Source organism: Dyella terrae (assembly GCF_004322705.1).
Lineage (GTDB): Bacteria > Pseudomonadota > Gammaproteobacteria > Xanthomonadales > Rhodanobacteraceae > Dyella_D > Dyella_D terrae.
The window spans coordinates 280277-301338 of sequence record NZ_SIZZ01000001.1 but is presented as its reverse complement, the minus strand read 5'-3'; the positions used below and the strand labels follow the sequence as shown (position 1 = coordinate 301338).

The window sequence follows — 21062 nt, the reverse complement described above, 5'->3', positions numbered from 1 at the left end:
AAAGTCGATGGGTGGCGGTGCCCCAGCCCGCCTGTGGTATCCCCCGGTGCGCCCGCGCCGTATGATGCGCGGCTCCCCTCGCCTCCTGGCGGCCTCCCTCTTCCATCATGCCCGTGCTTCGATACCTTCATCTGGACGTCTTTGCCGCCACGTACGGCGGCGGTAACCACCTTGGCGTTGTCACCGACGCCCGCGGCTGGACTGACGAGCAGATGCAGCGCTTTGCCCGCTGGACCAACCTGGTCGAAACCACCTTCCTGCTGCCACCAACCGATCCGTCGGCCAGCTACCGCGTACGCATCTTCACGCCGCACAAGGAGATACCGTTCGCCGGCCACCCGAGCATCGGTAGCGCCCACGCGGTACTGGAATGCGGTATCGCGGCACCTCGCGACGGCGTCCTCTGGCAGGAATGCGGGGCCGGCGTGCTGCCCATCCGCGTCGAAGGCCAGGGCTCGCAGCGTCAGCTGTTGCTGAAGTCACCGCACGCCGTCGTCGAAAAGACCGGCACCGATGCGCACCCCCTCCTTTCCCCGGCGCTCGCGGGCATTCGGCTTGGGGAGCTGCCTCCCGCTTACGTCGCCGGCGGACGCCACTGGTGGCTCGCCGAATGCGCCGATGAAGCCAGCCTGCGTGCCTGGCGCCCCGATGTCGCAGCCATCAAGGCGCTGGCCGATGCTACCGACAGCCTGGGGCTTTGCGCCTTCGCGCGAAGCGGTGATCCGGCCTACCAGCTCGTGGTGCGCGCATTCCCGGCCGGCGTCGGCATCGTCGAAGATCCAGCGTCAGGCGCCGCCAACGGCCTGATCGCCGCCTACATCGCGCATGCCCAACCCAACGGCCCGCTGGCCCGCGGCTACACCGTCAGCCAGGGACGCGAAATCGGCCACGATGCGGCGTTGCTCGTTCAGATGGACGGCAAGTCGGGCTGGATCGGCGGCCGCACGCACACCATCGTGGATGGCACCCTCCATTGGGAACACAAGGCGTGACCGGCACGGCGCAAATCTGGGTCGATGCGGACGCCTGTCCGGCGGCGATCAAGGAGATCCTGTTTCGCGCCGCCGAGCGAGAGCAAGTTCAGGTCACCCTGGTCGCCAATCAGTTCCTGCGCACGCCGCCATCGCGCTTCGTACGCGCGATCCAGGTAGCTGGTGGCTTCGACGTGGCCGACAATGAAATCGTCCAGCGTGTTTCAACGGGCGATCTGGTGGTGACCCAGGACATTCCCCTGGCGTCCCAGGTGATCGCCAAAGGCGCCCTGGCCGTGCATCCGCGTGGCGAGCTGTACACGCCGGACACCATTGCCCAGCGCTTGAGCATGCGCAATTTCATGGACGAGTTGCGCGGTTCCGGCGTCGATACCGGCGGCCCTTCCGCGTTCCATCCCCGCGACAAACAGGCCTTCGCCAATACCCTGGACGGCTGGCTCAACCGTCGGCGCCAGGCCCGCTGAACCCCTTCAGGCGGGACGTTCCGCCTCCGCCATCAAGGCCGATACGGCCTCGGCGGAAAAATGCAGCTCACGCATGGCTTCGGCCAGGCTGTCCAGCGACATCACCTCACTTTCGACCGCCTCGCCGGCACTGCTCGGCGACACATGCACGTAGGTGGGCCCGTCCTGATAGGCAATGCCGACGTCATTGAACTTCTGTTGCGTCAGCACTTTGTAACTGCCGTGGCTGGCCTGCAGGAGCGTCAGGTCACGGCCGTCGAGCGTGCCGGTGTAGAGCGTGGTCCAGGTGGTCATGGGCAAATACCGTTCGAGCGCGGGGCGCGCACGGCCATTGTGCGAGGACCAGGTGACGAGTGGGTGATTGGCGACCTACGTCGCGGTGAGGTTGGCCCGCCGACGAGCGGTCTGCGACATCGCCGACCAATCGACCTCCGGGTCACCCTGCGCCAGCGTTTCGAGCAGGCTGTCGCGCAGCACGCTGGCGAAGGGCAGCGGCACGCGGGCGGCGTCGCCCGCGGCAAGGGCCAGACTGATGTCCTTGTACCCCAGCGGCAGCGCGAAACCCGCCGGCTTGAAGCGCTGCCCGGCGATCAGGGGCGCGTAAACCTTGTAGGCAGGCGCGGCGAACAAGGTCTGCGTCAGCATGCCGAGGAAATCCGCCGGGGACACGCCATGCGCTTCGACCAGGGCACCGGCCTCCGCCATGCTTTCGATCGCTGCACCCAGCATGAAATTGCCGGCAATCTTGACGACATTGGCATGCGTCGGCTCCTCGCCCATGGGCCAGATGGCCGCCGCCATGGCGTCAAGCAAGGGGCGAATACGTGAAATGACGCCCGGATTGCCCGCCACGAGCATGTTGAGTTTTCCCGCAGCGGCGACGTCCGGGCGGCCGAATACGGGTGCCGCTACGTAGGCCAGGCCTCGGTCCGCATGCGCCTGCGCCAGCTCTTTGGCCAGGGCGACGGAAATCGTGGCGTGGTTGACGTGCACCGTGCCCGGATCCATGGCATCGAGCAGCCCGCCATCGAGCATGACATCACGCACCGCCTGGTCATTGGCAAGCATGCTCAGCACCGCATCGCCTTGCGCCGCGCGATCGGCCGTCCGTGCGAATTTGGCTCCGAGCGAGACCAGGGGCTCCGCCGCCTCAGGCGAGCGGTTCCATACCGTTACCGCGTGTCCCGCGCTGATGAGATTGCTGGCCATGGCACTGCCCATGGCGCCAAGGCCAATGAAACCGACTTTCATGCAGCACATCCGTCCCGAAAAGAGATCATCGACCATGCCCCCGACGCAGTCGACGGGGCGTGACTGAGGCTCAGACTACCTGCCCCGCCGCCTGCCCCGACGCCCAGGCCCATTGGAAGTTGTACCCACCCAGCCAGCCGGTGACATCCACGACCTCCCCGATGAAGTAGAGGCCGTCCACATACCTGGACTGCATCGTGCTGGACGACAAGCCATCGGTGTTGATGCCCCCCAGCGTGACTTCGGCCGTGCGGTACCCCTCGGTGCCGCTGGCCACCATGGGCCAGTCATGCAGTTGCGCACCGATCTGGCTGAGTTCGGCATCGCGGTACTGGCGCATCGGGCGACTCTCGAACCAAAGCTCGCACAATCGCTGCGCCAGCCGCTTCGGCAAAACGTCCGAAAGCACGTTCTTCAGTTCCATCGCAGGACGCGCCTGGCGCTGCGCCAGCAGCCATTCGCCGGCATCCTGGTCGGGCAGCAGATCGAACCGAAGATCGTCACCCGGCTGCCAGTACGAGGAGATTTGCAGCACCGATGGCCCGCTGATACCGCGATGCGTAAACAGCATCCCTGCGCGGAACTGGCGCTTGCCCACCCTGGATTGCACGATCGGCAAAGCTACGCCAGCCAGATCGGCATAGCGCTCCTGGTGCTTGCCGCTCAGCGTCAGCGGCACGAGGCCGGCACGCGTGGGCAAGATCTGGTGACCGAACTGTCGCGCCAGCTCATAGCCCAATCCGGTAGCCCCCATGGACGGAATGGACAGGCCTCCGGTGGCCACGACCAGCGACTGGGCATGCACTTCGCCACGGGACGTCATCACCGTGAAACCGCCGTCGACCTTGCGAACTTTTTCAACGCCGCAACTGGTTTCGATGCGCACGCCGGCCTGCGCGCATTCGTCGAGCAGCATGCGCACGATCAGCTTGGACGATTCGTCACAGAACAATTGCCCCAGTTCTTTCTCGTGGTAGGCGATGCGATGCTTTTCCACCAGTTCGATGAAATCGGCCGGCGTGTAGCGCGCCAGGGCGGATTTGCAGAAATGTGGATTGGCGGAAAGGTAATTGGCCGGCGTCGCGCCGGTGTTGGTGAAATTGCAGCGACCGCCGCCAGACATCAGGATCTTCTTGCCGACCTTGTTGGCGTGGTCGACCACGAGCACCTCGCGACCGCGCTGCCCGGCCGCGATCGCACACATGAGCCCGGCGGCGCCGGCACCAATGATCAGGACATCCACTTTCACGTCCGCACCCGCCCGCCTGTTCCATGCCACCCCGGTTCGCGGGGCCGAAAGGGCGCATTATCGCCCAAGCGCATCGCGTACACTTGCCCCTTGTTACCCCTGCGAGACAGTCCCATGCCCTCCTTTGACGTCGTTTCCGAAGTCGACAAGCACGAACTCACCAATGCCGTGGACCAGGCCAACCGTGAACTGGGCACCCGCTTCGACTTCAAGGGCACGGACGCGAAGTTCGAGCTGGAGAAGGATGTCATCACCCAGACCGCCCCGAGCGAGTTCCAGCTCCAGCAGATGCTCGACATCCTGCGCGCCCGCCTGATTTCACGAAAGATCGACGCCCGCGCCCTGGACATCGCCGACCCGGAAACCAATCTCGGCGGCTCACGCCAGAAGATCACCGTCAAGCAGGGCATCGAACAGCCCATCGCCAAGAAGCTGGTCGCCTCGCTCAAGGAAGCCAAGCTCAAGGTCGAAGCCCAGATCAACGGCGACAAGCTGCGCGTCACGGGCAAGAAGCGCGATGACTTGCAGTCGGCGATGGCCGTCCTGCGCAAGGCCGACGTCGAGCTTCCGCTGCAGTTCGACAACTTCCGCGACTGAGCGTGGGGCCGGCTGCTGCGCAGCCTGTGAAGTCGGCGCTGCGCGCCTGTGAACGGTGAACAGGTAAGAGCCAGGGCGGAAAGTGCTCTTACTGTTTACTGTTTACTGTTCACTGGCCGCGAAAGCGGACAAATTCACTGCGAGCGCAGCGAGCGGCCTCACGCTTTACCCGCCACCACGTTCACGCTCAACGCAATGATGAACACGTTGAAGAAGAACGCGATCACGCTGTGCAGCAGTGCCACACGACGTAGATAGCGACTGGTGATCTGCACGTCGGATACCTGGAACGTCATCCCGATGACGATGGCAAAGTAAGCGAAATCCCAGTAATCCGGCTCGGGGGTCTTGGGAAAGTCCAGGCCCTCGTGCTGCTTGCCATAGTCGCCGTAATAACCATGCGCGTAGTGCAACGCAAACATGGTGTTCATGAACAGCCACGCGAGCACGATGCTTATGGCGGCAAGTGCGATTGCCAGCGTCCCTCCGTTGCGATCATCGTGCAACTCCACGCCCAGCGACACCATCACCACGCCCGTCACCAGGATGGCGGCCCAGAGAAAGCCCCAGCGCCCCGTGTCCTGCGTGCGCGCCTGCGAACGCATGTCGTCCGGCGTGGCTTCGTTGAACAAGGTCGCCAGCAATATCAGGTAAACCAGCGCGGCCATATCAAACGCCAGCAACAAGGCGAGTATCGGGCGCATGTGCAGCGCGATCATCGTGCCCAGCGCGGCCACCATGATGGCGATCGATATCATCAGGCGCGGCCGTGCGCGCAAGTAGCGGAAATGCGCGCGCGACGCCGGCTTGGCAGTGGAATCCCCCATGCAATGCTCCTCGGTCACGCCAGGCGAAGGTCGTCGTACTCGGGATGTTTCTTCATCCAGGCCTGCGCGTAGGAGCATGCGGGGATGACTTTCCAGTGCGAGGCCCGGGCGTGGTCGAGCGCGGCCCTGACCAACTGCGCGGCAATGCCACGACCACCGACGGCATCCGGCACCCCGGTATGGGTGATGGACATGACATCGCGATCGAGATGGTATTCGAGCTCACAGGTCTGGCCATCGACGACGGTGACGAATCGGTGGTGACCTGCCTCGTGGCGGATGTTGTAGGCATCGGACATGACGTACTCCCGGGCGGCTGACACGGGTGAGCATAGTCAGGTGTCGCTGAAGATGGGAGAGATGGCGAAGCGAAAGGCGCGTCCACCTGCCTGTCACCACGCGCCCGTCAGACTCGGCCATTCACCCCACCGGAGCTCGACCATGAAACGTTCCGCATCGGCCGCCTGGAGCGGCAACCTGAAGGACGGCAAGGGCAGCGTTTCGACCGAGACGGGCGTACTCAAGGATGCGCCATACGGCTTCAGGGCGCGCTTCGAAGATGGTCCCGGCACCAATCCCGAGGAGCTGCTGGGTGCGGCCCATGCGGGCTGTTACACCATGGCGCTGGCGGCGGGCCTGGGCCAGGCAGGCTTTACCGCCGAACACATCGATACGCGAGCCACGGTCACCCTCGAAAAGGAAGGCGACGGATTCACGATCACCACCGTTGATCTGGTATGCCGCGCCAAGGTGCCCACCATCGATGCTGCTGCCTTCGATCAGATCGCCCAGGCAACCAAGGCCGGTTGCCCGGTGTCCAAAGTGCTCAAGGCACACATCACGCTCGACGCCGCGCTGGCTTAGCAGCCACCGACCACTTTGCGGAACATGGCGCCCGAGCCCGCGCGGCGACGGCGCACCGCGTCGTCCAGGCGTTCCAGCACGGCGACGGTTGCCTCCCAGTCGATGCAACCATCGGTGATGCTCTGGCCATAACGCAGCGGCTGGCCCTCGACCAGTTCCTGGCGGCCACCGACGAGGTGGCTTTCGACCATCACGCCCATGATGCGTCGCTCACCTTCTTCCAGCTGGCAGGCGACATCGTCGACGACGCGCGGCTGGTTTTCCGGCTGCTTGGCGCTGTTTGCATGGCTGGCATCTATCATCAGGCGCGGCGTGACGCCAGCGCGCGCGATGGTTTCACAGGCCACCTCCACGCTCGCGGCGTTGTAGTTCGGCAACTTGCCGCCGCGCAGAATCACGTGGCAGTCCTCGTTGCCGCTGGTGCTGGCCACGGCCGTCAAACCTTCTTTCGTCACGGCCATGAAATGATGCGGTTGCGATGCTGCCTGCACCGCATCGACGGCAATTTTCACGTTGCCGTCGGTGCCATTCTTGAAACCCACCGGACAGGACAGCCCGGATGCCAGTTCGCGATGCACCTGGCTTTCGGTCGTGCGCGCGCCGATCGCGCCCCACGCCACCAGGTCGGCGATGTATTGCGGCGTAATCATGTCCAGGAACTCGGTGCCCGCCGGCACGCCCAGATCGTTGATGTCGCACAGCAAGCCGCGCGCCAGGTGCAGGCCCTTGTTGATCTGGAAGCTGCCATCAAGATCGGGGTCGTTGATGAGGCCTTTCCAGCCCACCGTCGTGCGCGGCTTCTCAAAATACACGCGCATGATGATTTCCAGGGTCCCCGCAAAGCGCCCGCGCTGCGCCGCCAGGCGCGCGGCGTATTCCATGGCTGCACGGGTGTCATGGATCGAACAGGGGCCGATGACGACGATCAGTCGATCGTCGCGCCCTTCGAGAATGTTGTGCACGTGCTCGCGCGATTCACGCACGGTGCGCAGCGCGCGCTCACTGGCGGGCTGGGCGTGCATCACCTGGCCCGGCGTATGCAGGGTGGTGATGGCGCGAATGCGAAGATCGTCGGTGGCGGGGAGGTTCATGGCGGCTTCCTGGTGGGGTTTCCCGGCGGCCATAAAAAAAGCCGCCAGGTTGTCTGGCGGCTTTTTGGGTATTCGTGGATCGTTTATGTCGATCGCGCCCCAAGCGCCGCCCTTGGCATCGGATAGCCAAAAAACCAAAAGTAATAGCGGGCGGGGGAAAGGGTCATGGGAGGTAGTGATAACACAGCGCGACTACAATGCAAACAGGAAACATCTGAAACTAATTTCCACCATCGTTGACAGACGCACCATGACTTCTGCTTTCCAACGACTCACCCGCCCTGCCCGCGAACCCATTCGCCGTTGGGTTTTAAGCGCCTTTCCGCGCCATGGCGGCGGCTCGCTGGACTACGAACACCCCGCCGGCGACGCGGGCTTGTTCGGTCCGCAGAGTGCCACGTGGCGCATTCATTCGGACTTCCCTGGCATGCTTGCCGGTGGGCTGGCCGCTCTTATGCTGCAGACCTTGCACCCGCTGGCCCTGGCCGGCGTGTGGGACCACTCCAACTTTCGCGAAGACCTGGTCGGCCGCCTGCGCCGCACCACAGCCTTTGTCGGCGGCACGACGTATGCACCCACCGAACAGGCGCACGGGCTGATCGAGCGCGTGAAGACCATCCATGCGCAGGTCGTCGGCCATGCCGCGGATGGACGTCCATATGCCGCAGACGATCCGCATCTGCTGACCTGGGTGCATGTCACCGAGGCGCACAGTTTCCTGCAGGGGTACCGGCGATACAGCCATATCGCGATGCCTCCGGGCGCAGGCGATCGCTACTACGACGAAGTGCGTCGTGTCGCCGAAGCCCTGGGTGCGCGTGACGTGCCAGCATCCGAGCGAGAGGTCGCGCAATACTTCGAGAACGTGCGCAACGAACTGGCGTTCAGCGAACGCTCGCGCATCGTGCTGGATGTACTTTCGCGCGTGCGGCTGCCCGTGCCTGCCGCCGGCTTTTCGCGCGACGCCTTCCTTCATGCCGGTGCCGCCCTGCTGCCCGACTGGGCCACACACATGCTTGGGCATTCGCCGGTGCGACAGTGGCGGGCACGCGTGGCATCGCGGGCCTTGTGGTCACTGTCGCCGGTTTTTCGCGCGGCGCTCGATGACGGGATCGTCGCCAAGTCCTGTGTGCGCGTCGGCTACGACCCGGAGCGGCTTCATCGCTGGTAATCCTCAGCTCCCGGCCATGAGCGCATCGTAGCGACGCTGCATTTCCTCGGGGCTGACCTGCTCGATGCTGTGGCCAATCAGCCACTCGTGGCCGAACGGATCGCGCACGGTGCCGCCACGCTCACCATAGAAGGCATCCGCCGCCGGACGCACCAGGGTCCCGCCGGCTTCGACGGCGCGCGCCAGCATGGCATCGGCATCGTCCACGTGCAGGTGAATCGACACGCTGGTGCCACCGATGCTCTGCGGTCCCACGATGTCGCACTCGGGATACTCATCCGACACCATGATCACCGCCGGACCCAGTTCCAGTTCTGCATGGCCGATACGCCCGGTGCCGGGCTCAATCAACTGGAAGCGCAGACGGGCGCCGAAGGCACGCTGGTAGTACGACAGGGCCCTGGCGGCATCGCGGACGCGCAGGTAAGGAAAAGCCTCATGGACGGTGTAACTGGGCGACTGGCTCATGGCGTGCTCCGGGGAGATTCGGGCCGATCATGGCACCGGCTGGCGGCGGGTACTTGTAGAAAATCGTGGCCTGGCCCGACGAGGGGGCGTCGCACGCCAATTGACACGCCCGGACAATTCGATAACGTCGCCGGGATATGTCTCAGGACCGGGCCTCGCCTGCCCTCCGGACCGGCAACCAGGAAGCCCGATGGCAACACTCATCCCGACCCGCAACAGCTGCCTCAACCGCATGACCAGCGGCGAGAAGCGCTTTTCGGAACGCCTGGAGCAGAAGCTCGAGGACGACTACCTCCTTTGGTACGACGTCGCCATTGGGCCGCGCCAGCGACGCCCTGACTTCATCGTGTTCCATCCGCGCCGCGGACTGCTGGTGCTGGAAGTAAAGGACTGGAAGGCCGACAGCATCCAGGCGGCCGACGCCACCCAGTTCACCCTCCTGACCGCTCGCAGCTCGGTCAAGGAACACAACCCGCTGATGCAGGCGCGTGAAGGCGCCACCGAGGTTTACAAGGTCCTTCAGCACGATCCGGCGCTGCGCTATCCGCCGGGCCATCACTACGAAGGCAAGCTGCTGATGCCCTGGGGCTATGGCGTCGTGCTGTCCAACATCAGCCGCAAGAACTTCGAGGCGGGCGGCCTGGACGCCGTCATGCCGGCGCACCTGGTGATCTGCCAGGACGAGATGTTCGAGTCCAGCGAGGCTGAGCAATTCCAGGAGCGACTGTGGGCGATGTTTCCGCAGGTCTTCCCCACCGCGTTGACCCTGCCGCAGATCGATCGCGTGCGTTGGCACCTCTTCCCGGAAATTCGCGTCGAGCCCGGCAGCGGCCAGTTTGGCCTGTTCGACCAGTCAACGTCCGGTAGCGTGGCCAAGGTCGAGATTCCCGACCTGATCAAGGTGATGGACGCGCAGCAGGAACAACTGGCCCGTTCGCTCGGCGACGAGCACCGCATCATTCACGGCGTGGCCGGCTCAGGCAAGACGATGATTCTGGGTTTTCGCGCGATGCAACTGGCGCGCGCGCTCAGCAAGCCGATCCTGATCCTTTGCTATAACAAGACGCTCGCCGCCCGCCTCGACCAGCTGATGGGCGAACGCGGCCTCAGCGACAAGGTGCAGGTCTACAACTTCCACAAGTGGTGTCGTCGCATGCTCGACGCCTACCACGTGCCGCTGCCGCCCGACGGCAACGATTTCTTCGATGCACTTCCACCGGCCGTCATCGAAGGCGTGGACAAAGGCCAGATTCCACGCTTCCAGTACGGCGCCGTGCTGATCGACGAAGGGCACGACTTCGAGCCGGACTGGTACAAGCTGATCGTCCAGATGATCGATCCCAACACCAACTCGCTGCTGGTGCTGTACGACGACGCGCAGAACATCTACGGCAAGCAGGGTCGCAAGCAGATCAGCTGGAAGAGCCTCGGCGTGCAGGCGCAGGGCCGCACCACGATCCTCAAGCTCAACTATCGCAATACGCTGGAAATCCTCTCGGTGGCGCGCGGCTTCGCCAACGAACTGCTGCTCGGTCGTGACGAGGACGACGATGGCGTGCCGCTGATCTCGCCGGAAAGCGCGGGACGCCGCGGCGCACTGCCCGAACTGATCCGCGTCGAACACACCAACGACCAGTTGCCTGCGATCATCGAGCGACTGCGCGAAGAGCACACACTCGGCCGCCCGTGGTCGGACATGGCGGTGATCTTCCGCAATCAGTGGGAAGGCGAAAAACTGCACGAAGCGCTGAATCGAGAAGACATTCCCAATCATCTGGCCGAAGGCCGCGGCAAGCACACGCTGTTTGCCGACGAGAATCGCGTCAAGCTGGTGACCATGCATTCGAGCAAGGGCCTCGAGTTCCCGCTGGTCATCATTCCCGGCCTGGGCTCGCTGCCCATGCCCGGCAAGGACGAAGGCGAGGAAGCGCGCCTGCTCTACGTCGCCATGACGCGCGCCACCGAACGGCTGGTGTTGATTCATCACGCCGACTCGATCTTCAGTGCACGCATCCGTCACTCGATCAACGAGGTTCAGGGGCAGTTGGGTCGCTGGGAGTAAGTGTTCAGGACGCCTCCCCGGGCGTCTGCGAAGGCATCAGACCATCTGGAAGGACGTGCGCCCGGACACGTCCGCCGTACCTTCATCGCTTTACGGGAGCAAGGCCATGAAACGCTTTGCGCAATACCTGGCGGGCCTGGCATTCGTTGCGTCGACCGGCGCATTCGCGGCCGACGGCTATGTCGTCGGCAATGTGAATCTGCGCGCCGGACCCGATCTCGACTATCCCCGGATACTCACCGTGCCAGCCGGCACCGTCGTTTCCATTCAGGGCTGCCTGGACGGCTGGGGTTGGTGTGACGTCATCACCATGGGCGCGCGCGGCTGGGTCGCCGGCAGCTACGTCCAGTACCTGTATCAGAGCCAGCCGGTGATCGTGCAGGACTACGGCCCCCGCATCGGCATTCCGATCATCACCTTCACGATCGGTGCCTATTGGGGCAACTACTACCGCGACCGCCCGTTTTATCGCGAGCGCGATTACTGGTACCACCGTCCGATCGTGTCACGTCCGCCACCGCGTCCGCCGCGGCCACCGGCGTATCGCCCGCCGCCGCGCCCACAGCCGCCCGTGAACCGACCACCCGGCCACGGCAATTACCCGAACCCCGGTGCGCGCCCGCCCAACCAAAACCATCGACCGCCTTCACAAGGACAGCGTCCACCCTCGTCCGGCCACCGCCCCAGCCCCGGGAATCGACCGCCAGACACCAGTCAGGGCGGCCGCCCCCCGGGCAGCCACGCGCCCGGCCAGGGTCAACGACCGCCTCAGAGCCAACGACCGCCCCAAAGCCAGCGGCCACCCAGTGGACACCAGGGTCAACGACCGCCGGGACAAGGCGGACGGCCTCCACAGAACAGTCAAGGCGGCCCGTAATCTAAGGAAAGGGAGCAGCGAACGGCCACCAGCCTCGCTGCTCCCGCGCGTAACGATCGGCGGCCCGTTCGAAAACGTTGCGGACACTGACACCGCCACACAGCAAATAGGCCGGAAGGAAGAATGGCCCAAGCGCCATGTATTGCAGGACGTGCGCGCGCTCGTGCAGCGCAAGCGAAACCGGCGGCTCGATACATTGGCCCGCGCGGTGCGCATAGGTGCGGCACGTCGTGTCCAGCGACGGCAAAGTGCACAGCACCGTGTTGCCGAAGGTGATGGCACCGCCCGGACCACGCCAGGGCACCCCTTCGAACACCCATGCCCACAGGTCGCCGCGCCATCGCACGCGCGCACCCAGCAGCAGGAACAACAGTCCGAGCAGGCTGCCCGCCAGCGTGTTGGGCAACGTCCAGAGCGCTCCCAGGCAGGCCCACGCACCACGCCACCATCGTACGAATCCGACGGATGGCGATCGGACCTGCTTGTTTCCCGGCATCGCGGCACCATCTGGCAGCGGAGCGAACCTGGAGTCTGACATGTCCGACCTGATGAATATCCCCTGCCCCCATTGCAGCGCACTCAATCGCGTGCCGGCAGAACGACTGGGACAGAAGCCCGTGTGCGGTCGGTGCAAGCAGGCGTTGTTCGATGGCAAGCCTCTCACGCTCACCGAGTCGAACTTCGATGCCGTCGCGATGCGGGGTGACCTCCCGCTCCTGATCGACTTCTGGGCACCTTGGTGCGGGCCTTGCCGTCAGTTCGCTCCGGTGTTCGAACAGGCGGCGCGATCACTCGAACCCCAGCTCCGCTTTGCCAAGCTCGATACCGAGGCGCAGCCGGCCATTGCCAACCGGTTCGGCATTCGCAGCATCCCCACGCTGATTTTCCTGAAGGGTGGCCGCGAGGTCCTGCGTCAACCCGGCGCGCTCAGTCCGCCGCAGCTCAAGCAGTTCATCGACCACGCCATGGGGCTTGGCTAGGCGTCCCTAGGAACTGCACGAAAGCATGGAGCAGCCCACTTTCGTGCGCGCCCAGTCCGGACGCTTCTGCGCAAAGCGCTCGCGCCCGGGCTGGTCCTCGTAAGGACGGCGCATCACGTCCAGCAACTCACTGACGCCCGAAACGTCGCCCTGCTCCGCACGGTCGATGACTTCCTGCACCAGATAGTTGCGCAGCACATAGCGCGGATTGGCTGCATGAAGGGTCGCGATGCGCTCGGCAGGACTCAGCGGATCGTCCACCAGGCGAGCGGTGTAGCGTGCGAGCCAGGCGAGGAAGCCTGCTTCAACCTGCCAGTATTTGCCTTCGTCGTAGAAGGCATGGCGGAAGGGTTCCAGTGACGGCACATACGGATCCACCGACGACAGGGCGCGGAAGAACAGGGTCATGTCGACTTCGCCCTCCTGCATCAGCACCCGCAGATCGCCCATCAGCACCACATCGTCGTCGAGGCATTCGGCCAGCCCGAGCTTGGCGGCTGTGTTGCGACGATCCTCGGCGGTATAGACGGCCGTGTACCGATCCAGCCCCCGACGCAAGGGTTCGACGTCAGTGAATAGTGACGACAAGGCCCCGGCCAGTCGCCCGAGGTTCCACCACGCCACGCTGGGCTGATGCCCGAAGCGGTACCGGCGATGCGTCGCGTCGGTGGTATTGGGCGTCCAGTCCAGGTCGAAGTTATCGATCCAGCCGTACGGGCCATAGTCGATGGTCAGGCCCAGAATCGACATGTTGTCGGTATTCATCACGCCATGAACAAAGCCGACGCGCATCCAGTGCGCCACCATTCGCGCCGTACGCTCGCATACCTGGCCAAACCATTCGGCATAGAGCGACTCGCCCTCGCCCTGCAACTCGGGAAAGTCGCGAGCGATGGTGAAGTCCACCCATTGTTTCAGCAGCGTCGTATCGCCACGCGACCCCGGCAATTCGAAATGCCCAAAGCGAGTGAACGATGGCGAGCAACGACAGACGATGGCGCCGGGCTCTTCGCGCGGGTGGCCGTCGTAAAGCATGTCGCGCACGACCAGGTCGCCGGTCGACACCACGCTCAGCGCGCGCGTGGTCGGCACGCCCAGGTGATGCATGGCCTCGCTGCAAAGGAATTCACGGATCGAAGACCTGAGCACCGCCCTTCCGTCGGCGCCACGTGAATAAGGTGTTTTACCGGCGCCCTTGAGCTGGAGCTCCCATCGCTCCCCGTGGTCAGTGATCAGCTCGCCGAGGGATATGGCACGCCCGTCGCCAAGCTGCCCCGCCCACACGCCAAACTGATGACCGCCATAGTTGGTCGCCCATGCTTGCATGCCGGGAGCCAAGGCATTGCCACTGAAGACCTGCGCGAAGCGCTTGCTCGCGACATCCGCCTGGGTCAAACCCAGCCGGGCCGCCATGTCCGCGGAGTGCGCGACCACGTGCGGCGCCGACACGGGCGTCGGCGTGACGAAGGACCAGGCCTCGGCCACTTGCCGGGGCGGCCCGCCGGCCTGCGTATCGCCCGGCAGCTCGCGGAGGAAGCGGTTATCGAAGTGCAACGAGGGCATCGGGGATGGGTGCCGGGATGAGGGTTCTCTCCATATCCGGGCTGGGGCCACCATAAGCAAGTCCGGGACCGCGGCGACGTCTCAATGGCAAGAATGTGAAATGGGCGCACCCATGACTCTCGTCACATTTCACACACTTTCAGAAGAATCTGTTTACACTCCGTTCACGGCTACACAGGGGTAGCCCGGAGTAACCAAACCATGCAAATGCCTCTTGCTCGTTCCGCTCTGGGTCGCGGGATGCAGCGGGTCGCAGGGATGCTAGCCGCGAAAGCGGGCTTCCAGGTAAAGCCCGTGTACGACCAGAAAGAAAGTGGGTTTCAGCTCGTTTCCTGGGCTTCTGAAGCGCGCTCTCGCCGGGAAGACGAGTTGGCGCGCCATCGCGAACTGGAAGCTGCACAGCAGACGCTGGCAACGCCCGTCGACGCCTGATCGCAAGTTCCTTCGAATTCAACTACCACGGAAGAGGCTCGACACCTCTTCCGGCGACAGCGCGCGCCAGTCACCCGGAGCCAGATCTCCCAGGGTCAATCCGCCCACCGACACGCGCGTAAGCGCTTCGACGTGGTTGCCCACGGCAGCGAACATCCGACGCGCCTGGTGGTAGCGCCCTTCCGTCAAGGCGAGCTGCGCCAGCTTCGGGCCCAACACGGTCAGTCCCGCCGGCGCCAGCGGTTCGGTCTCCGACTCCAGCATCAGCGTGCCGCTGCCGAAGATCTCGCCTTCATCGCCACGCAGGTCCTGCGCAAGGGTTGCCTCGTAAACCTTGGTGACCTGCGCCTTGGGCGAAATGATCCGGTGCAGCAGCGCGCCATCGTCTGTGAACAGCAGCAAGCCTGAGGTTTCCCGGTCCAGTCGGCCCACGGTCGAGAGTGCCGGATCGCGCATGCGGTATCGCGGCGGCAACAGGTCGTACACCACGCGCCCCTGGTCCTTGCGCGAACAGGTCGCGCCCAACGGCTTGTTCATCATCAGCACCAGACCGGCCGGGGGATCGAGCGGTTCACCGTCGACACGAATCTGGTCGGCCGTCACCTTGTCGTCGGCGTACAGCACCTCGCCCTGGGGGTCGGTGATTCGCCCCTCGCGGAACATCAGGCTGACGTCCTTGCGACTTCCGTAGCCCAGGTTGGCAATGAGTTTCACCAGCTTCACGCGCGTGCACCTCGAGCTTCCATCACTTTGAATCCTTCTTGCGTCACTACCGTGCGCACGTCGTTAAATCGTTCGGCCAGCGTCGCCTCGTAGGGAAGATGCCGGTTTGCCACCATCCAGAACCGGCCTTCCGGCACCAGCGCCTGCGCGGCCGCATGAATGAAGGCGCGCCCGAGTGAGGGAAGGTCCTCCCTTCCCTGATGAAACGGCGGGTTGCTGACGATGACGTCGTAACGCCCCTTCAGACCCACGGTGACGTCATGCCAGAAAACCTCACTGGGCACCGTGCGGCCCATGGCCTGGACGGTGTCGGCCATATTGCGCCGCGCCGGCTCGATGGCTCTGGCCTCGGCTTCGTACAGATCGATCGATTCCACGCCCGCACACTGCGCGAGGACCTGCGTCGACAAGTAACCGTAACCGGCGCCGATATCGGCAAACCTTCCGCGCAGGTCGCCAGGCAGGCTCCCCGCCAGCAAAGCGGAGGCCAGATCGACGCGATCCCACGCGAAGAGGCCCGGGCGACTCCAGTATCCCGCTGCATTGCGCCGGACTTCGTCGTCATCCGACCACGCCCGCAACATCGCTGCATCGATGCGCTCCGTCACGGGCCGGGCCCAGAAGATGCGGCATTTGTGTTTGGACACCGATGCCACCGGACCCGCCAGTTGCTCCAGATCCGATTGCGCCGACTTCGCGCCCTCCGCATTGGGGACGCACACCAACACCACGCCAGCATCGCGGGCATGCTCGACCGCACGGGCGAGCACGGCGCGCGCTTCATTGCGCTGGCGAGGCGGCAGAACCAGCGTCATTGAAAACCGCTCTTGCCGGGCCGGATCCCCGACCTGGAATCCGCTGCGCGCCAGCTGATCGGCAAAGGGCCTGAAGCTTTGTTCGCAGACCCAGCCCGCCTGGGCCATTTCACGCAGGCGAAAACCATCGCGGGCGCGAAGGAACAGCACGCGACGATCGTCGGGCAGCGGCAGGGCACCCGAGGCGATGGGATAAAACAGCGCTTCGAGCACCGTTTCGGCGGAGGAGAACTGGGATGCGGACACGTGCCGGAACCTGGGAATGTCGGCCTATTCTACGCGGCGACGGCCTTGGCGCCGATCACGGCGGGGCGCATCGCGATGACAGGGGTTCCTCTGGCGGGCCCGAGAGATCCAGTCCACTAACGAACTCACGCGGCTCACCCGAGAGCGGATCGACAAAACGCAACCGTTTTGCCAACAACTGCAGCGGGCGATCGTTCCAGCCACCGCCGGCGTCGGTGAGCTCCGGATAGAACGTATCGTTCATCAGGGGCGCGCCCAGTGCTGCCATATGCACGCGCAATTGATGCTTGCGACCCGTCACCGGATGCAGTTCGTATCGCCACCAGCGTGAGCCGCGTTCAACGGCCTCGATGCGCGTTTCGCTGTTGGGGGCACCTTCCGCCTCACGCATCAGGAAGAACGGCTCGCCCCGGATCACACGGGACCGGCGCACCAGCGGAAACGTCGCCCCGGGCAAGGCTGGCGCCCACGCCTCATAAACCTTGTCGATGCGCCGCTCCCGGAAGAGCGCCTGATAGGCCGATCGCGAATCCGGGCGGGAAGAGAACATCACCAGGCCAGCCGTGGCGCGATCGATCCGATGCAGTGGCACCAGGTCCGGATTGCCCAGTCGCTCGATCAAGCGCGCCAGCAGCGTCTCCCGCACGAAGGCGCCGGCAGGCGTCACCGGCAGGAAATGCGGCTTGTCGGCGATAACCAGGTGCTCATCGACATGCAGCACTTGCTCCGTGAAAGGAATAGCGACCTCATCGGGCACCTCGCGGAAGTACTGCACCACCATGCCCACGCGAAACGGTGCATCCACCGGAAGCGGGCAATCGCCTTCATCGAGGACACGACCGCGTTCCATGCGATCACGCCAGGTATCGCGGGTGACTCTTGGGAACTGGGCGCAGAGCGCATCGATGACCCGGTGCCATGGACCGGGAAGCAGGCTCGTGCGGCTGGGAGGCGTCGTCATCGAGGCATTATCCACCGCCCCACGGAAAAGCTGCTGCCGCCGCATGCAAAGCATGATCGCTGCCTGATGGCCGGCAAGCATCACGTGTCCAAACATACGGCCTCATGACCCGGAGGCATGCGAGTGGACATCGCCAAGACAAATCCCGCTGCGCCATCCAACCTCCGGAGCGGGGTCTCGTTCGCGAAGGCGTGCGCCCAGCCGGCGAGGCCGGCGAAAGTTCTGAATGCTCCGTCCCGCCCGCCGCTGGTGTCGCCAGACCTCCCTTCGGTCCGGCTGGCGAGCCTTCCACGCAAGGCCGGGAGACTGATCACCGGCGTACAGAACGCCAGCATCATTTCCACCGGCCATAACGGCTCCACGTATCGCAACGCCAATGGAGCTCTGCCAGGTCTTCCGCCTGGAACCTATCGGCGTTATCACTTCTGCGAGCCTCAGCACCGTAAAACGGGGGCGCACCGCATCGTCATTGCCTTTGAACATCGCGTTCCCGGGGCGATCTACTACAGCCGGGATCACTACGCGACCTTCGAACGCGTTGTGCTCCCGCCGCCCGCCACGGCCCCCGCGAGCCAGTGAGGCCCGATGGCCCTACAATGCCGCCTCACACGCTCAGATTGCCCCCCATGGCCCTCACCGCCACCATTCATAAAGCCGAACTCCAGATCAGCGATCTCGATCGCCATTACTACGCCACGCACGCACTCACCCTCGCGCGCCACCCCTCGGAAACCGAAGAGCGGCTGATGGTGCGCCTCGTTGCCTTCGCGCTGTTTGCCGATGACCGGCTCGAATTCGGCAAGGGCCTGAGCACCGATGACGAACCCGATCTCTGGCGCCGCGACTACAGCGGCGACATCGAGCAGTGGATCGACCTCGGCCAGCCCGACGAATCACGCGTTCGCAAAGCGTGCGCACGGGCGCGCGATGTCGTGGTGATCAACTACGGCGGCCGCGGCGCGGATGTATGGTGGGACAAATGCGGTCGCACCCTCGCCCGCCATGACAACCTCACCGTGATCAACATCGACGAGTCGACCGTGAGCAGCCTCGTGGCACTTCTCGCACGCGGCATGCGCCTGCAATGCCTGATTCAGGACGGGCATCTGCAATTGATGGACGAGCGCACCCATGTCAGCGTCGAACCGACGCACCGCATGCGCGTGGCGGCGTAGTTTGATGGGCACGCAGGCCATGCGCGCCGAAGGCCTGGTCATCATCGGTGGTGGCCCCGCCGGCCTCATGGCTGCCGAAGCGGCGCGCGCCGCCGGCATGTCGGTGGATGTGTTTGAAGGCAAGGGATCCGTCGGCCGCAAATTCCTCATCGCGGGAAAGGGTGGCATGAACATCACCCACAGCGAACCGAAGCCCGCCTTCACCGAACGCTATGGCGAACGTGCCGGCGACATTGCGCGCTGGCTGGCCACATTCGACGCAGACGACGTGCGCACCTGGACGGCGGAGCTCGGCGTGGATACGTTCGTCGGCTCATCGGGCAGGGTTTTCCCGATGGACATGAAGGCGGCACCGTTGCTGCGCGCCTGGGTCCATCGGCTGCGCGAAAGCGGCGTGCGATTTCATGTCAGGCATCGCTGGACCGGGTGGAACGCCGAAGGCCGCCTGATGTTCGATACGCCGGATGGCCCGCTGCAGTTGGAGGCACCAGCCACCGTACTCGCCCTGGGCGGGGCCAGCTGGCCCCAGCTGGGATCCGACGGTGCCTGGCAGGACTGGCTTGCCGCGCGTGGCGTGGACATCGCACCACTTAAGCCCGCCAATGGCGGCTTTGACGTGGCATGGAGCCCCTACCTCGCGCAACGCTTCGCCGGTGCGCCGCTCAAGCCCGTGGTGGCGCACTGGCGCGATGCCGAAGGTCGCGGACACGAGCGACAGGGCGAGTGCGTGATCAGCGAATACGGCATCGAAGGCAGTTTGATCTACGCCCTGTCAGCGACCTTGCGCGATGCGATCGAACGACACGGCCAGGTCACCCTGCAGCTGGACCTCGCACCGAATCGCACGCTCGAACGCCTCGAGCGCGATCTCGCGGCATCGCGCGGCAAGCGCAGCCTGTCCGACCACCTGCGTCGACATGCCGGCATCAGCGGCGCCAAGGTCGCGCTGTTGCACGAAGTCCTGGACAAGACGCAGCTGGAAGACCCCGTCATCCTGGCGCGGACGATCAAACGTGTGCCCTTGCATTTGCAGCATGCCCGCCCAGTGGCCGAGACCATCAGCAGTGCCGGCGGCGTGCGCCTCGAAGCACTCGACGACAACCTGATGCTCACGGCGCTCCCCGGCGTGTTCTGCGCCGGAGAAATGCTGGACTGGGAGGCTCCGACAGGGGGCTATCTGCTCACGGCATGTTTCGCCAGCGGACGCGTGGCAGGCATCGGCGCGGTTGACTGGCTGGGTCGCTGACGACTCCGTCCGCGCGGGATGCATCCATCCTTGCGGCCCGGCAAGGAAACCGCCCGTTTCACGCATCGAAGATTGCGCACATACCGGTTTCGCATCGCATGAAAGGCTGCGTCCGTGCCATTCGCGCCCTTGAGTTAACCAGCCCGATTTACTTGGGATGGTTAGCTATCGGCGCCAACGAAGAACAGTAACGAAGGACACTGCCGCGGCTAGTGCCCATCGATCTGATCGTCGCCTTCCCACGACCCATCGGGTTGCCACTGATCATGAGGGCAGCCGCTTAAGCAACGCTTTTACATGAAATGCCCATTCCGCCAACCCGCGTTCGCGAATGGCGTGATCACTGACGCAAGGACCTCGATGCCGCCACGGCCAATCATTGCCCGGGTCAGGCGCCCCATGGTTTGGACGCCCGACAGGCCAGGGTCAGCGCAGGTTGCTCTTGCTGGTGGCGATATCCGCCCGAACCTTCTCGATCATGTCCTTGGATGCGCTATCGACCAGGCTGACGAGGAGCTTGCTGTAGTCGGTCTGAGCATTCACGGGCGCCGAGGGCTGTGCACGCATGTCGTTGCGCGTGATATAGCCACGTGCATTGGTGATGCAGCGCATGCTTACCTCAAAGATCGCGGTGGACGGCACATCGTCCTCACGCTTCACGCGCATGTCCGCCTTCATGCCCTCGCATGCCACGGTCAGGTTGGCCGTGTACTCCGACTGCAGCGCCTGGCGCAGCTGCGCCTGGATCACTTCGGAGATCGGAAGCGACGGCGTCAGGATGAGCTTTTCGTCCAGCCCGCGCACCGGGAGGTCGCCCGAAGTGGCAGCCACGCTGATCCACGGCGCAGACGACGGCCCGACCAGTGGGTCAAGAGGCACTTCGGTGCGGGTTTTCTGGCTGCCGCAGGCGCTAAGACTCAACGCGGCAATGCCGATCATTGCGATTTGCTTGAACATGGTTTCCCCCCACGACAAAGCGCGGGAATGTACCGCGCGATGTCCATTGGA

At 64.4% G+C, this 21062-nt stretch carries 25 protein-coding genes; 12 read left to right on the top strand and 13 right to left on the bottom strand.

Annotation, left to right across the window (positions count from 1 at the left end; all coding sequences use genetic code 11):
- Positions 1 to 107 precede the first annotated feature (107 nt).
- Positions 108 to 992 (top strand): PhzF family phenazine biosynthesis protein, encoded by an 885-nt coding sequence (locus EYV96_RS01480; RefSeq protein WP_131149758.1) that lies wholly within the window; start codon positions 108 to 110, stop codon positions 990 to 992.
- Positions 989 to 1456, top strand: coding sequence for a YaiI/YqxD family protein (locus tag EYV96_RS01475; RefSeq protein WP_131149757.1), 468 nt, complete (start codon positions 989 to 991; stop codon positions 1454 to 1456). The genes EYV96_RS01480 and EYV96_RS01475 overlap by 4 nt, the downstream gene beginning before the upstream one ends.
- A 6-nt stretch (positions 1457 to 1462) precedes the next feature.
- Here EYV96_RS01475 and EYV96_RS01470 read toward each other — a convergent pair whose 3' ends face one another.
- The 3 genes from EYV96_RS01470 to EYV96_RS01460 all read right to left on the bottom strand — a co-directional run bounded on the left by EYV96_RS01470 (position 1463) and on the right by EYV96_RS01460 (position 3956).
- Complete coding sequence (locus EYV96_RS01470) at positions 1463 to 1750, bottom strand: hypothetical protein (protein WP_131149756.1); 288 nt, start codon at positions 1748 to 1750, stop codon at positions 1463 to 1465.
- Positions 1751 to 1825: 75 nt separating this feature from the next.
- Positions 1826 to 2707 (bottom strand): NAD(P)-dependent oxidoreductase, encoded by an 882-nt coding sequence (locus EYV96_RS01465; protein WP_131149755.1) that lies wholly within the window; start codon positions 2705 to 2707, stop codon positions 1826 to 1828.
- 70 nt (positions 2708 to 2777) lie between these two features.
- On the bottom strand, positions 2778 to 3956 hold the full coding sequence (locus tag EYV96_RS01460) for a BaiN/RdsA family NAD(P)/FAD-dependent oxidoreductase (protein WP_131149754.1): 1179 nt from the start codon (positions 3954 to 3956) through the stop codon (positions 2778 to 2780).
- Positions 3957 to 4070: 114 nt separating this feature from the next.
- Here EYV96_RS01460 and EYV96_RS01455 point away from each other — a divergent pair, with 114 nt between their 5' ends.
- Positions 4071 to 4553, top strand: coding sequence for a YajQ family cyclic di-GMP-binding protein (locus EYV96_RS01455; protein WP_131149753.1), 483 nt, complete (start codon positions 4071 to 4073; stop codon positions 4551 to 4553).
- Positions 4554 to 4711: 158 nt separating this feature from the next.
- Here the strand turns inward: EYV96_RS01455 and EYV96_RS01450 are convergent, their stop codons facing one another.
- Positions 4712 to 5380: a DUF1345 domain-containing protein gene (locus EYV96_RS01450; protein ID WP_131149752.1), complete on the bottom strand. Its 669-nt coding sequence runs from the start codon at positions 5378 to 5380 to the stop codon at positions 4712 to 4714.
- A gap of 14 nt (positions 5381 to 5394) precedes the next feature.
- Positions 5395 to 5679, bottom strand: a complete 285-nt coding sequence (locus EYV96_RS01445; protein ID WP_131149751.1) for a GNAT family N-acetyltransferase — start codon at positions 5677 to 5679, stop codon at positions 5395 to 5397.
- A 142-nt stretch (positions 5680 to 5821) separates the two neighbouring features.
- Between EYV96_RS01445 and EYV96_RS01440 the strand changes: the two genes are divergently transcribed.
- Complete coding sequence (locus EYV96_RS01440; protein WP_131149750.1) at positions 5822 to 6244, top strand: OsmC family protein; 423 nt, start codon at positions 5822 to 5824, stop codon at positions 6242 to 6244.
- On the opposite strand, the gene EYV96_RS01435 is transcribed toward EYV96_RS01440, so the two are convergent.
- A complete protein-coding gene (locus EYV96_RS01435) occupies positions 6241 to 7335 on the bottom strand; it encodes a 3-deoxy-7-phosphoheptulonate synthase (RefSeq protein WP_131149749.1) in 1095 nt (364 codons plus the stop codon). The genes EYV96_RS01440 and EYV96_RS01435 overlap by 4 nt on opposite strands.
- A 250-nt stretch (positions 7336 to 7585) precedes the next feature.
- On the opposite strand from EYV96_RS01435, the gene EYV96_RS01430 reads away from it, so the two are divergent.
- Positions 7586 to 8506 (top strand): oxygenase MpaB family protein, encoded by a 921-nt coding sequence (locus EYV96_RS01430; RefSeq protein WP_131149748.1) that lies wholly within the window; start codon positions 7586 to 7588, stop codon positions 8504 to 8506.
- Between the two features lie 3 nt (positions 8507 to 8509).
- On the opposite strand, the gene EYV96_RS01425 is transcribed toward EYV96_RS01430, so the two are convergent.
- Positions 8510 to 8974: a VOC family protein gene (locus EYV96_RS01425; protein WP_131149747.1), complete on the bottom strand. Its 465-nt coding sequence runs from the start codon at positions 8972 to 8974 to the stop codon at positions 8510 to 8512.
- A 190-nt stretch (positions 8975 to 9164) separates the two neighbouring features.
- On the opposite strand from EYV96_RS01425, the gene EYV96_RS01420 reads away from it, so the two are divergent.
- Complete coding sequence (locus EYV96_RS01420; protein ID WP_131149746.1) at positions 9165 to 11036, top strand: 3'-5' exonuclease; 1872 nt, start codon at positions 9165 to 9167, stop codon at positions 11034 to 11036.
- A gap of 106 nt (positions 11037 to 11142) precedes the next feature.
- Positions 11143 to 11913 (top strand): SH3 domain-containing protein, encoded by a 771-nt coding sequence (locus EYV96_RS01415; protein ID WP_131149745.1) that lies wholly within the window; start codon positions 11143 to 11145, stop codon positions 11911 to 11913.
- Between the two features lies 1 nt (position 11914).
- Here EYV96_RS01415 and EYV96_RS01410 read toward each other — a convergent pair whose 3' ends face one another.
- Positions 11915 to 12451: a hypothetical protein gene (locus tag EYV96_RS01410; RefSeq protein WP_240732307.1), complete on the bottom strand. Its 537-nt coding sequence runs from the start codon at positions 12449 to 12451 to the stop codon at positions 11915 to 11917.
- Between EYV96_RS01410 and trxC the strand changes: the two genes are divergently transcribed.
- Positions 12450 to 12893, top strand: a complete 444-nt coding sequence (trxC, locus tag EYV96_RS01405; RefSeq protein ID WP_131149744.1) for a thioredoxin TrxC — start codon at positions 12450 to 12452, stop codon at positions 12891 to 12893. The genes EYV96_RS01410 and trxC overlap by 2 nt on opposite strands.
- A gap of 6 nt (positions 12894 to 12899) precedes the next feature.
- Here the strand turns inward: trxC and EYV96_RS01400 are convergent, their stop codons facing one another.
- Positions 12900 to 14456, bottom strand: a complete 1557-nt coding sequence (locus tag EYV96_RS01400) for a protein adenylyltransferase SelO (protein WP_131149743.1) — start codon at positions 14454 to 14456, stop codon at positions 12900 to 12902.
- Positions 14457 to 14750: 294 nt separating this feature from the next.
- Here EYV96_RS01400 and EYV96_RS18690 point away from each other — a divergent pair, with 294 nt between their 5' ends.
- A complete protein-coding gene (locus EYV96_RS18690) occupies positions 14751 to 14888 on the top strand; it encodes a hypothetical protein (protein ID WP_165488551.1) in 138 nt (45 codons plus the stop codon).
- A gap of 18 nt (positions 14889 to 14906) precedes the next feature.
- Here the strand turns inward: EYV96_RS18690 and EYV96_RS01395 are convergent, their stop codons facing one another.
- Genes EYV96_RS01395 through EYV96_RS01385 form a run of 3 tightly spaced genes read right to left on the bottom strand, consistent with a single transcriptional unit; the run spans position 14907 to position 17633 of the window.
- Positions 14907 to 15611, bottom strand: coding sequence for a pseudouridine synthase (locus EYV96_RS01395; protein WP_131149742.1), 705 nt, complete (start codon positions 15609 to 15611; stop codon positions 14907 to 14909).
- The gene (locus EYV96_RS01390) at positions 15608 to 16672 is read right to left on the bottom strand and encodes a class I SAM-dependent methyltransferase (RefSeq protein ID WP_131149741.1); all 1065 of its coding nucleotides are present in this window, start codon (positions 16670 to 16672) and stop codon (positions 15608 to 15610) included. Before EYV96_RS01390 ends, EYV96_RS01395 begins: the two co-directional genes overlap by 4 nt.
- A gap of 55 nt (positions 16673 to 16727) precedes the next feature.
- Positions 16728 to 17633, bottom strand: coding sequence for a pseudouridine synthase (locus tag EYV96_RS01385; protein ID WP_131149740.1), 906 nt, complete (start codon positions 17631 to 17633; stop codon positions 16728 to 16730).
- A gap of 123 nt (positions 17634 to 17756) precedes the next feature.
- Between EYV96_RS01385 and EYV96_RS01380 the strand changes: the two genes are divergently transcribed.
- The 3 genes from EYV96_RS01380 to EYV96_RS01370 are packed head-to-tail and all read left to right on the top strand — an operon-like array spanning position 17757 to position 20054.
- Positions 17757 to 18212 carry a ribonuclease domain-containing protein gene (locus tag EYV96_RS01380; protein ID WP_165488550.1) on the top strand — a complete coding sequence of 152 codons (456 nt, stop codon included), beginning with the start codon at positions 17757 to 17759 and terminating at the stop codon, positions 18210 to 18212.
- A gap of 47 nt (positions 18213 to 18259) precedes the next feature.
- Positions 18260 to 18808 (top strand): YaeQ family protein, encoded by a 549-nt coding sequence (locus EYV96_RS01375; RefSeq protein ID WP_131149738.1) that lies wholly within the window; start codon positions 18260 to 18262, stop codon positions 18806 to 18808.
- Positions 18809 to 18812: 4 nt separating this feature from the next.
- Positions 18813 to 20054, top strand: coding sequence for a TIGR03862 family flavoprotein (locus EYV96_RS01370; protein ID WP_131149737.1), 1242 nt, complete (start codon positions 18813 to 18815; stop codon positions 20052 to 20054).
- A gap of 426 nt (positions 20055 to 20480) precedes the next feature.
- On the opposite strand, the gene EYV96_RS01365 is transcribed toward EYV96_RS01370, so the two are convergent.
- Positions 20481 to 21011 carry a hypothetical protein gene (locus EYV96_RS01365; RefSeq protein WP_131149736.1) on the bottom strand — a complete coding sequence of 177 codons (531 nt, stop codon included), beginning with the start codon at positions 21009 to 21011 and terminating at the stop codon, positions 20481 to 20483.
- Positions 21012 to 21062: the final 51 nt, after the last annotated feature.

Excerpts from the sequence above, each read along its gene's own strand:
- EYV96_RS01450 (WP_131149752.1), bottom strand. The coding sequence starts at position 5,380 with ATGGGGGATTCCACTGCCAAGCCGGCGTCGCGCGCGCATTTCCGCTAC.
- EYV96_RS01480 (WP_131149758.1), top strand. The coding sequence starts at position 108 with ATGCCCGTGCTTCGATACCTTCATCTGGACGTCTTTGCCGCCACGTAC.
- EYV96_RS01465 (WP_131149755.1), bottom strand. The coding sequence starts at position 2,707 with ATGAAAGTCGGTTTCATTGGCCTTGGCGCCATGGGCAGTGCCATGGCC.
- EYV96_RS01385 (WP_131149740.1), bottom strand. The coding sequence starts at position 17,633 with ATGACGACGCCTCCCAGCCGCACGAGCCTGCTTCCCGGTCCATGGCAC.
- EYV96_RS01415 (WP_131149745.1), top strand. The coding sequence starts at position 11,143 with ATGAAACGCTTTGCGCAATACCTGGCGGGCCTGGCATTCGTTGCGTCG.
- EYV96_RS01400 (WP_131149743.1), bottom strand. The coding sequence starts at position 14,456 with ATGCCCTCGTTGCACTTCGATAACCGCTTCCTCCGCGAGCTGCCGGGC.
- EYV96_RS01365 (WP_131149736.1), bottom strand. The coding sequence starts at position 21,011 with ATGTTCAAGCAAATCGCAATGATCGGCATTGCCGCGTTGAGTCTTAGC.
- EYV96_RS01470 (WP_131149756.1), bottom strand. The coding sequence starts at position 1,750 with ATGACCACCTGGACCACGCTCTACACCGGCACGCTCGACGGCCGTGAC.
- EYV96_RS01420 (WP_131149746.1), top strand. The coding sequence starts at position 9,165 with ATGGCAACACTCATCCCGACCCGCAACAGCTGCCTCAACCGCATGACC.
- EYV96_RS01425 (WP_131149747.1), bottom strand. The coding sequence starts at position 8,974 with ATGAGCCAGTCGCCCAGTTACACCGTCCATGAGGCTTTTCCTTACCTG.
- EYV96_RS01455 (WP_131149753.1), top strand. The coding sequence starts at position 4,071 with ATGCCCTCCTTTGACGTCGTTTCCGAAGTCGACAAGCACGAACTCACC.
- EYV96_RS01435 (WP_131149749.1), bottom strand. The coding sequence starts at position 7,335 with ATGAACCTCCCCGCCACCGACGATCTTCGCATTCGCGCCATCACCACC.
- EYV96_RS01445 (WP_131149751.1), bottom strand. The coding sequence starts at position 5,679 with ATGTCCGATGCCTACAACATCCGCCACGAGGCAGGTCACCACCGATTC.
- EYV96_RS01370 (WP_131149737.1), top strand. The coding sequence starts at position 18,813 with ATGGGCACGCAGGCCATGCGCGCCGAAGGCCTGGTCATCATCGGTGGT.
- EYV96_RS01375 (WP_131149738.1), top strand. The coding sequence starts at position 18,260 with ATGGCCCTCACCGCCACCATTCATAAAGCCGAACTCCAGATCAGCGAT.
- trxC (WP_131149744.1), top strand. The coding sequence starts at position 12,450 with ATGTCCGACCTGATGAATATCCCCTGCCCCCATTGCAGCGCACTCAAT.
- EYV96_RS01410 (WP_240732307.1), bottom strand. The coding sequence starts at position 12,451 with ATGTCAGACTCCAGGTTCGCTCCGCTGCCAGATGGTGCCGCGATGCCG.
- EYV96_RS01430 (WP_131149748.1), top strand. The coding sequence starts at position 7,586 with ATGACTTCTGCTTTCCAACGACTCACCCGCCCTGCCCGCGAACCCATT.
- EYV96_RS01440 (WP_131149750.1), top strand. The coding sequence starts at position 5,822 with ATGAAACGTTCCGCATCGGCCGCCTGGAGCGGCAACCTGAAGGACGGC.